Origin of the sequence: Yoonia sp., assembly GCF_046498525.1 — a bacterium.
GTDB lineage: Bacteria > Pseudomonadota > Alphaproteobacteria > Rhodobacterales > Rhodobacteraceae > Yoonia.
The window spans coordinates 1-8,657 of sequence record NZ_JAWOAN010000091.1 but is presented as its reverse complement, the minus strand read 5'-3'; the positions used below and the strand labels follow the sequence as shown (position 1 = coordinate 8,657).

The 8,657-nt window shown below is 58.8% G+C and carries 12 protein-coding genes; 5 read left to right on the top strand and 7 right to left on the bottom strand.

All coding sequences use genetic code 11. The features are described 5' to 3' along the window. On the top strand, positions 1–174 hold a 174-nt coding region (locus R6T97_RS05945; RefSeq protein ID WP_410348376.1), incomplete at its 5' end, for a trimethylamine methyltransferase family protein. On the opposite strand, the gene R6T97_RS05940 is transcribed toward R6T97_RS05945, so the two are convergent. Then, entirely contained in the window at positions 171–467 is a 297-nt protein-coding gene (locus tag R6T97_RS05940) for a DUF6477 family protein (protein WP_410348375.1), read from the bottom strand. The two genes, R6T97_RS05945 and R6T97_RS05940, sit on opposite strands and share 4 nt — an antisense overlap. Before the next feature lie 248 nt (positions 468–715). Here R6T97_RS05940 and R6T97_RS05935 point away from each other — a divergent pair, with 248 nt between their 5' ends. Continuing rightward, on the top strand, positions 716–1,837 hold the full coding sequence (locus R6T97_RS05935) for a DUF6456 domain-containing protein (protein ID WP_410348374.1): 1,122 nt from the start codon (positions 716–718) through the stop codon (positions 1,835–1,837). 105 nt (positions 1,838–1,942) lie between these two features. Next, the gene (gene lipA / locus R6T97_RS05930) at positions 1,943–2,902 is read left to right on the top strand and encodes a lipoyl synthase (RefSeq protein ID WP_410348373.1); all 960 of its coding nucleotides are present in this window, start codon (positions 1,943–1,945) and stop codon (positions 2,900–2,902) included. Here the strand turns inward: lipA and R6T97_RS05925 are convergent, their stop codons facing one another. From R6T97_RS05925 to hpt, 3 genes are all read right to left on the bottom strand, one after another. After that, the gene (locus R6T97_RS05925; protein ID WP_410348372.1) at positions 2,903–3,784 is read right to left on the bottom strand and encodes a c-type cytochrome; all 882 of its coding nucleotides are present in this window, start codon (positions 3,782–3,784) and stop codon (positions 2,903–2,905) included. Positions 3,785–3,793: 9 nt separating this feature from the next. Next, entirely contained in the window at positions 3,794–4,270 is a 477-nt protein-coding gene (locus R6T97_RS05920) for a c-type cytochrome (RefSeq protein WP_410348371.1), read from the bottom strand. A 250-nt stretch (positions 4,271–4,520) separates the two neighbouring features. Next, positions 4,521–5,066: a hypoxanthine phosphoribosyltransferase gene (hpt, locus tag R6T97_RS05915; RefSeq protein ID WP_410348370.1), complete on the bottom strand. Its 546-nt coding sequence runs from the start codon at positions 5,064–5,066 to the stop codon at positions 4,521–4,523. Positions 5,067–5,151: 85 nt separating this feature from the next. Here hpt and R6T97_RS05910 point away from each other — a divergent pair, with 85 nt between their 5' ends. Continuing rightward, entirely contained in the window at positions 5,152–5,595 is a 444-nt protein-coding gene (locus tag R6T97_RS05910; protein WP_410348369.1) for a type II toxin-antitoxin system RatA family toxin, read from the top strand. Positions 5,596–5,622: 27 nt separating this feature from the next. Here R6T97_RS05910 and R6T97_RS05905 read toward each other — a convergent pair whose 3' ends face one another. The 3 genes from R6T97_RS05905 to R6T97_RS05895 are packed head-to-tail and all read right to left on the bottom strand — an operon-like array spanning position 5,623 to position 7,741. After that, entirely contained in the window at positions 5,623–6,108 is a 486-nt protein-coding gene (locus R6T97_RS05905; RefSeq protein ID WP_410348368.1) for a CinA family protein, read from the bottom strand. Then, positions 6,105–6,611 carry a phosphatidylglycerophosphatase A gene (locus R6T97_RS05900; RefSeq protein WP_410348367.1) on the bottom strand — a complete coding sequence of 169 codons (507 nt, stop codon included), beginning with the start codon at positions 6,609–6,611 and terminating at the stop codon, positions 6,105–6,107. The genes R6T97_RS05905 and R6T97_RS05900 overlap by 4 nt, the downstream gene beginning before the upstream one ends. Beyond that, positions 6,608–7,741, bottom strand: coding sequence for a bifunctional 2-C-methyl-D-erythritol 4-phosphate cytidylyltransferase/2-C-methyl-D-erythritol 2,4-cyclodiphosphate synthase (locus R6T97_RS05895; RefSeq protein ID WP_410348366.1), 1,134 nt, complete (start codon positions 7,739–7,741; stop codon positions 6,608–6,610). The genes R6T97_RS05900 and R6T97_RS05895 overlap by 4 nt, the downstream gene beginning before the upstream one ends. Positions 7,742–7,926: 185 nt before the next feature. Here R6T97_RS05895 and dusB point away from each other — a divergent pair. Next, positions 7,927–8,657 (top strand): tRNA dihydrouridine synthase DusB (dusB, locus tag R6T97_RS05890; RefSeq protein ID WP_410348365.1); only part of this gene is annotated, 731 nt, incomplete at its 3' end.

Sequence of the window (8,657 nt, the reverse complement as noted above, 5' to 3'; positions counted from 1 at the left end):
CCGTTCGAGACATGGGACGAAGAAGGTGCGCGGGACACTGCGACGCTGGCCACCGCGCGTGTCGCGAAGTTGTTGGATACCTATCGGCAACCCATGCTTGACCCCGAGACTGAAGGACGCCTGCGCACCTACGTGACCGAGAAGAAAGCCAGTATGCCGGACGCATTCACCTAAACCGGCTGCGGGGCGGTGGCGCGCATCAGATGTGCCTCGCCCAGAATCGCGATCAGCACCTCGACATGTCGGGCCGGACGATAGTGCGCTGAATGATCCCGGCGCAAAATGTCCATCCCGGCCTCGATCTCAAGCAGTTGCATGATTGCATGGCCGTATCCCGGCAGCGTTTCGCATTGCAGAATGCGGCGCAGATGCACCTGACGCCGATAGTCATCAACCCCGAAACGGGCCGCCCGCGCCAAGAGCGGCGGGCGTTTCAGCGTTGCAAGCCGCGTGTGTAGATCAAGCATGTGTCATTATCCCATTACAGAGGTGATCGTGCACCCAGCATGACACAACCTAAGCGGGTGTTGCGCAATCACCATGAGATCAGAACGCTCCGGTCAGGTTTGCTTATCTTTTGGAAAGAATGGTTGACGGGCAATTTGGACCGTTAACAAATAGGTAACCATGCACGCTCAGGTGGCACGTTATCCTGCGTCATTGGATGTGGCGGTCATCTGTTGCGTCGGTAATTTCGGCAAAAGGATGCGTGAAAATGACAGCACCACACGGGCGCCATGCGTCGTCTGATCTTCCACGTTGGGTTCCCGATGGCGCCCGCCACTATCTCGTTCATACGGAAACTGGCTTGTCGATCCGCGCGCTCGCGCGGGCCAGTGACTGTCACCCGTCAACGGTTCTCCGGCAGGTACGCCGAATCGAGGGGCGCCGCGATGATCCGCTAGTTGATGCGGCATTGCGGTCTCTGTCTGCGCAGGTCTCTGCGCGTGAAATCTTGAAAAAGGGGAAATCCAAGACAATGAAAATGGAGTGTTTGAAGACTGATGCGCACCAGCCTGTCGGCCTGTCACAGGTGCGAATGGACCAAGAAGCAAAACGTATCTTGCGCCGTCTGTGTGAACAAGGCGCGGTGCTTGCCGTCGCCCGCGCAATGGAGACAGCCGTGGTTGTGCGTGTCACCTGCGAAGGGGAACAAGTGAGGACCGCCGTTGTCGAGCGCGAGATCGCACAGGCAATGGCGTTGAAGGACTGGATTTCATGCCCTGATCCTGAAGGGCGCATTGCAAGATATTTCATTACGAATACAGGTCGTGCAGCTCTGCGCCGGCTCACTGCGGAAGATGAAAATCGCGCTGTCGGATTTGCTGAACGCAAGGCCGATCCCGACGGGGACGCCGGATGGGATATTGCGACCATCGAAGAGGTGGGCCGTCCGCCTTACAGGGGCTATCCCAATGAAAGCCCGCTGATCGGGCTTGCGCGCCGCAAGGACCGCGACGGTAAACCCTTTCTGCCACGTGATCTGGTTGCCGTGGGTGAGCGCCTGCGCGAGGATTACGAGCTAGTCGAGGTTGGTATGGGCGGCATTGAAAGCTGGGAAAGCTTTGTGAAAGGCGAAACGCCCGCCGATGTGGCCGAAGGCCCCAAGGGTGCTGTCGCGGCACATGGCCGGATCAAGGATGCTTTGGCCGAACTTGGCCCGGGCCTTGGCGATGTGGTTCTGCGGTGCTGCTGTTTTCTGGAAGGACTGGAACAAACGGAAAAGAAAATGGGCTGGTCCGCGCGCTCGGGGAAGATTGTGCTGCGCATCGCCCTGCAACGGCTCAAACGCCATTATGAGGAAACCCAAGGGCGCTATGGGCCGATGATCGGATAGGCGCGTCCCATGCAACAGTTGCAGTTCCGTCATGCGCGGCATTGTGAACATTGGACAAAGGCCGGTGGCAAGGTTAGGTATCTGGCAACAAGACCGGAGCCTGATATGCCCACACGCGACCTGAAAATTCCAGCGCAGCGCCACCCTGAAAAGCAGCGGCGCCCGGATGCACCGCAGCCCAAGAAACCAGACTGGATTCGTGTGAGGGCGCCTGTTTCGGAAGGCTACAAGAAAACCCGTGATATCATGCGCGACAACAAGCTGGTCACGGTCTGCGAAGAAGCGGGTTGTCCCAATGTCGGCGAATGCTGGAGCCAGGGCCACGCGACCATGATGATCATGGGCGAGGTCTGCACCCGTGCCTGTACGTTCTGCAACATCGCCACGGGCAAGCCGCCCGAGGCGCTGGATGTGTTCGAGCCGGGGCGCGTTGCTGATGCGGTCAAAAAACTTGGGCTGAATCACGTCGTGATCACATCCGTGGATCGGGACGACGTCGAGGACGGCGGGGCGGAACACTTTGCCCAGACGATCCGTGCGGTGCGCCGCCAGTCACCCGACACCACGATCGAGATCCTGACGCCCGACTTTATCCGCTGTGATCCTTCGGTGCTGGAAATCGTCGTTGCAGCGCGGCCTGACGTCTTTAACCATAACCTTGAAACGGTTCCCGGCCTCTACCCGGAAGTGCGCCCCGGTGCGCGCTATTTCCACTCCCTGCGCCTGTTGCAGCGTGTGAAAGAGCTGGACCCCACAATGTTTACCAAGTCCGGCATCATGGTCGGTTTGGGCGAAGACAAGCAGGCGGTGGCGCAGGTGATGGAAGACATGCGCGCGGCAGACATCGATTTCCTGACCATCGGCCAGTATTTGCAGCCGACGCCAAAGCACCACAAGGTAGACCGTTTTGTGACGCCCGACGAATTCAAGACCTATGAAAAAGCGGCCTATAACAAAGGCTTCCTGATGGTTTCTGCCACGCCCTTGACACGCTCATCCTATCACGCCGGTGATGATTTCGCGCGGTTGCGCGACGCGCGTCAGGCCAAGCTGGGTCTGGCCTGATCAGTTCGCTACTGGTGGAATCGCCTTGAGATACGCGGCAATCGCCGCCCGATCATTATCGGTCAACTGGCTGGTGTTTCTGATCACGGCTGCCATATCGCCACCGGCGCTGTCGAATTCAGGGGTGAAGCCGCTTTTGAGGTAGCTCGCGATATCGGCCTCTGACCAATCCAGCACGGCGGATGTAATGTTGGGGATGCGCCCTTCGCCGGATGGATGCGGCGCGCCCGCCATCCAGCGAGACCTGTCCAGACCACCCAAGGCATCACGGGGCGTATGACATTCACCGCAGTGCCCCAGACTTTCCGTCAGATAGCGTCCCCGCTCAAGCGCAGGCGTTGCAGGGTCGCTCAGAACCCAGTCTTCGTTGACAAACAACAGTTTCCAAGGGCCAAGGGCGACACGCAGATTGAACGGAAACCCAAGGTCGTGCAGCATATTCGGCCGGCCTGACGGGGGCAGGGTGCGCAGATAGGCGATCAGATCGACAATATCCTGACGATTCGCCTTGTTGTAGCTGGTATAGGGAAATGCGGGGTAAAGGTGGCTTCCGTCCCGCCCGACGCCTCGCATGATTGCGCTGGCCAGTTCCAGATCGGTCCATGTACCGACACCGTGTATCGGGTCGGGTGAGATATTCGGTGCAATAAAAGTGCCGAATTCGCTTTGAAAAGCCTTTCCGCCGCTCAAGACATCGGGCGGACCGTCTTCGCTGACATGACAAGAGGCACACCCCGCGGCTGCGAATGTGATTTGTCCTGTGATCGGGTCGCCGGTCAGGCCGTTCAGGGCATCAGAGGGTAAGGGCGCAGGCCGCGTTATGAACCAGCCTGCAACAAGTGCAGCAAGGACAAATAGCCCGATCAGACGCCATCGCGACATGACGGTGGATTAGTTGTTTGGCACGCGGTACGCCTCGTGGCATGATCCGCAAGACCCGCCAACCGGCCCGAACGCGGCCTTCAACTGGTCAAGCCCGTCTCCGGCAACGGCCGCCAAAGCGGCTGTTGTCATCACAAGCTTTTCCTTCTCGGTCTGATATCCGGCACTGTCGGTCCAGATCTCTGTCTTTGCGCGGCTGCCTTCCACGCTGGCATCGGTCCCTTCCACCCAATAAGCTGTCTGATCAAGGGTCGCGAGGGCGGCAAGGTTCGCGGCAGCGGCAGCTGCCACTTCAGCATCGTAAGGGATTTTGTCCTGTGCCATGCCACCCAAGGGGGTCAGGTTAAAGGCATAAAGGCCCATTTGCCCTTGTCGCGCATTCATCGCACGCTGTTGCTCCTCGGTCAGATGTCCTGCTGCAAACGCGGCACCCGCGATGCCCAAGACAACAGCGGTGGCCACCCCGTACTTTATTCTCTTTGGCATATGAGCCTCCAATCGATTCTCTCTCAATATTTTCCCAGCCTAAAATCAGGATTTGCTACTGTCTTGTGAATTCTTTGTGATCACGATTGTGTGCGCAAATCATGCGGGGTCAACCAATCAGGCCAGCCAAGGAAATGTTCAATCGCAAATAGAATGAGACAAATCAGCAAGACCGCTGCTAAGAACTTGATCTTTGCAAGCGAAGGCAGGTTTTGCGCCCAGCGTTTGGCTTTGAGAAGCCAGCGCGGGTTCACGGCTCTTCGACAAACCGGACCTTGCCTATAAAGGGCAGGTTGCGGTTGCGTTGCGCAAAGTCGATTCCATAGCCCACGACAAATTCATCGGGAATTTCAAAACCGGTGTAGCTTGCTTTGAAATCCACCTCGCGGCGGGCCGGTTTATCAAGCAACGCGATGGTTTTCATCCTTGCGGGTTTGCGCGAGCAGAGGAACTTCGTGACATGGGCAAGGGTGTGGCCGGTGTCGACGATATCTTCAACGATCAGAACATCGCGCCCTTCAATCTGGCCCCGTAAGTCCTTGAGAATACGCACTTCTCGTGTGCTTTCCATCCCGTTACCATAGGACGACGCTTCCAGAAAATCCACCTCGACCGGCAGGTCCAGTTCGCGCACCAGATCGGCGATGAACACGAACGATCCGCGTAACAGCCCCACGACGACCAGCTTGTCTGTATCAGCAAATTCTGTCTTGATCTCTCGTGCCAGTTCTTCGATCCGCGCGGCGATGGATTTGGCGCTTATCATTTCGTCGATCACGTAATTTGGGTGCGGCATAGGAGACTCGGTTCCGGGAAATGGGTTGATTTTCAGGCACAAGTTTACGACATCCGACAGCGAAGTCACCCGAGAAAGCCCCCATATGCCAAGTCATTCCGAAACCAAATTTCTGCCATACACTGCACAGCAGATGTATGATCTGGTGGCGGATGTGGGTAACTATCCCAAATTCTTGCCGTGGACTGCCGCTGCGCGGGTGCGCAGCGTGACCGACAAGGGCGACCATCAGGTGATGCTGGCCGATCTGGTGATTTCATTCAAAGTGTTCCGCGAAAAATTCGGTAGCCGTGTCACGCTCTGGCCTGCCGAAATGCGGATCGACACCGAATACCTTGACGGCCCGATCCGTTATCTCGAAAGCCGGTGGAAATTCAAAGACGTAGAGGGCGGTTGCGAAGTATCCTTTGCGGTTGACTTCGAATTCAAGAGCCGCCTTTTGCAGGGGGCCGCCGGTATGTTCTTCAACGAAGCCATGCAGCGTGTGGTGCGCTCATTCGAGCGGCGTGCGGCAGAACTTTACAAGTAGCAAAAATGCGCCGCGCGGCGTTCCAGTTCATGGCACGCGCACAAACGATTCCAAGGCTTTGACAAAAAGCGTGATCCCGTGGTCACGCGCGGCAGCGCGCACCTTGTCGCGACCCAGCGCACCGAATTCGACCGTTTCAGTCGTGACGCCGACGGCACTGGCCAGTCCAAAGCAGACGCGCCCTTCGGGTTTATGTTCGGACCCGCCCGGGCCTGCGATACCGGTGATCGAGACGGCGAAATCTGCATCCGAGTGGCGCAGCGCACCTGCCGCCATTTCTGCCGCGACCTCTTCGGACACCGCCCCATGCGCGTCCAGCGTCGCTTGATTTACCCCCAGCATCTGCATTTTTGCGGCATTGGTGTAGGTCACGAACCCACGGTCGAAAATCGCGGAACTGCCGGGAATACCCGTGATCGCGGTACTGAGCATCCCGCCCGTGCAGCTTTCGGCAGTGGTCAGCATCACACCGCGCACCTTGGCAGCATGCAGAAGTGCCTCGACCGTACTCATGCCGGATTGACCTGCGCCAGAAAGCCCTGATGGGCGAACCACGCGAGGATCAGCACACCGATAGCCGCAAAAATCCCCGCGATGACATCGTCCAGCATCACGCCGGTCGGCCCGCGCATCCGGTCGGCCCAGCCTACAGGCCCCCATTTGGTGATGTCGAACAGGCGGAACAACGCGAAGGCGGCAATCCAGCCCGGCCAGAGGGCAAGCATATCCACGTCCTGACGCGCTGCGCCAAAGGCGATGGGAAGCAGGGCAATCCACTGCCCGCACACCTCGTCAATCACGATCTCGGAGGGGTCGTGATTTTCCTTGCCCTTGGTTTCAACTGCGGTGGCCCAAACGCCCAGAACATACGAAAGAACAACCCCGGCGAGCAGGCCCCAAGGGCCGGTGAGCACATAGATCAGCCATCCGGCGGGCAAGGCCGCCAGCGATCCCCAGGTGCCGGGGGCAGGGCGCAAGTGACCAACATAGAAAAAGGTCGCGATGAAATGGCTCATGGCTTTACCAACGTGACTGTAGCGATGGAGGCAATGCCTTCCTCCCGGCCGGTGAACCCCAGCTTTTCGGAGGTTGTCGCCTTGACGCTGATCCGGTCGCTATCGAGCCCCATATAGGCTGCCATCACCGCTTTCATTGCGTCCTGATGCGGGCCGATCTTGGGGAATTCGCACACCAGCGTGCAATCCACATTGCTGATACCGTAACCCTCCGACTTGGCCAGTGCGACCGCATGTTCAAGAAAGATGTGGCTTGCGGCCCCTTTCCATTGCGGATCAGAGGGCGGGAAATGCTGGCCGATATCGCCCTTGCCCAGCGCGCCATAGATCGCGTCCGTAACGGCATGCATCCCGACATCTGCATCCGAATGCCCCTGCAGGCTGCGGGTGTGTGGAATGTGGACGCCGCACAGACAGACATGATCGCCCGGTCCGAAACGGTGCACGTCGTAGCCATTGCCGCAGCGGATATCCATGTCTTGCCTCATCAGTTTGGCGGCCCGGACGAAATCGGCGGGCGTGGTGATCTTGATGTTGTCTTCATCGCCCGCCACGATCGCAACGTCCACCCCGGCTGCGCGGGCTACTGCCACATCGTCGGTTTCCCGCCCGTTGCTGGCCGCATGAGCCGCGAGAAGCGGCGCAAGGAGGAACCCTTGTGGCGTCTGTGCGCGGAACAGGCCCTCGCGGTCCTGCACACCTTCCACAGCACCCTTGACCCCGTGCCAGAGCGTATCTGTGACGGCAAGGGCCGGTGCCGCGCCGATGTTGTCATCCAATGCGGCCAGAACGCGGTCGATCAGCGCATCTTTCACCAAGGGCCGGGCCGCATCGTGAATAAGAACGCGGTCGACGTCTTCATTGACGGCGTGCAATCCCGCCAACACGGACGCAGCGCGGGTGGCACCACCCGTCGCGATGGTGGCGGCAGGTTCTCGCGGCCAAAGGTGTGTGTCGATGTCGTCGGGATGCAATACCAACACCAACTGCGAAACCGCAGGATGTGCCGAAAATCGTTCCATCGCATAAGCCGCGACTGATCGGTCCCCGAGGGTCTGCCATTGCTTTGGAATGTCGCCGCCCGCGCGCACCCCGCGCCCGGCGGCAACAATAATCGCTGCTGTCGTCATCTTGTATCTACCTTGTTTGATTACAGGTTTAGGGTGCAGTCCAACGCGACGCAATTCGTCAGTTTTCGATGCAATTTGCACAATAAATGGGCAAACGCTAATTAATCGGGAGAAATCCTGTCGGAATTCGTTGAGGAAACAGTACTTTGCCCCTAAGCCAAGCACAGCGCGCAACAGATAAGCGAATGATTATTCCTTTGGCACAGTCCGATTCTCTGGTTCTTGATACCGTGTCCCTGACACCGCCGGTCGCGCTTGCGCCGCTTGCGGGGATCACGGATTTGCCGTTCCGCCAGTTGGTGGCGTCCTTCGGGGCAGGCTGGGTCGTGAGCGAAATGGTCGCGAGTCAGGAAATGGTGCAGGCCAAGCCGGGCGTGCGGGAACGTGCCGAACTGGGCTATGATCAGGCGGGGACCGCCGTGCAGATCGCCGGTCGCGAAGCCTACTGGATGGCGGAAGCGGCACGTATGGCCGCAGGCAATGGTGCTGCGATCATCGATATCAACATGGGGTGTCCCGCCAAGAAGGTCACGAACGGCTATTCCGGCTCTGCCTTGCTGCGCACCCCCGATCACGCGCTCAGCCTGATCGAAGCTGTCGTGAATGCGGTTGATGTGCCAGTGACCCTGAAGACCCGTCTGGGTTGGGATGAAGACAGCTTGAACGCGGCTGCCGTGGCAAAACGTGCCGAAGATGCAGGCATCAGGCTGGTGACGATCCACGGGCGCACGCGGTGTCAGTTTTACAAGGGTGCTGCCGACTGGGCTGCGATACGCAAGATCAAGGAGGCGGTGTCGATACCTGTCATCGCCAACGGCGATATCGTGGATGCGGCGACCGCGCGGCAGGCACTGACCCTTTCAGGTGCTGATGGCGTGATGATCGGACGCGGCGCACAGGGGCGGCCTTGGGCATT

Bases quoted from the DNA above. Each gene is read 5' to 3' on its own strand.
- R6T97_RS05900 (WP_410348367.1), bottom strand. From the start codon at position 6,611: ATGAGCCATTTCATCGCGACCTTTTTCTATGTTGGTCACTTGCGCCCT.
- lipA (WP_410348373.1), top strand. From the start codon at position 1,943: ATGCCCACACGCGACCTGAAAATTCCAGCGCAGCGCCACCCTGAAAAG.
- R6T97_RS05905 (WP_410348368.1), bottom strand. From the start codon at position 6,108: ATGAGTACGGTCGAGGCACTTCTGCATGCTGCCAAGGTGCGCGGTGTG.
- R6T97_RS05925 (WP_410348372.1), bottom strand. From the start codon at position 3,784: ATGTCGCGATGGCGTCTGATCGGGCTATTTGTCCTTGCTGCACTTGTT.
- R6T97_RS05910 (WP_410348369.1), top strand. From the start codon at position 5,152: ATGCCAAGTCATTCCGAAACCAAATTTCTGCCATACACTGCACAGCAG.
- R6T97_RS05920 (WP_410348371.1), bottom strand. From the start codon at position 4,270: ATGCCAAAGAGAATAAAGTACGGGGTGGCCACCGCTGTTGTCTTGGGC.
- hpt (WP_410348370.1), bottom strand. From the start codon at position 5,066: ATGCCGCACCCAAATTACGTGATCGACGAAATGATAAGCGCCAAATCC.
- R6T97_RS05895 (WP_410348366.1), bottom strand. From the start codon at position 7,741: ATGACGACAGCAGCGATTATTGTTGCCGCCGGGCGCGGGGTGCGCGCG.
- R6T97_RS05935 (WP_410348374.1), top strand. From the start codon at position 716: ATGACAGCACCACACGGGCGCCATGCGTCGTCTGATCTTCCACGTTGG.
- R6T97_RS05940 (WP_410348375.1), bottom strand. From the start codon at position 467: ATGCTTGATCTACACACGCGGCTTGCAACGCTGAAACGCCCGCCGCTC.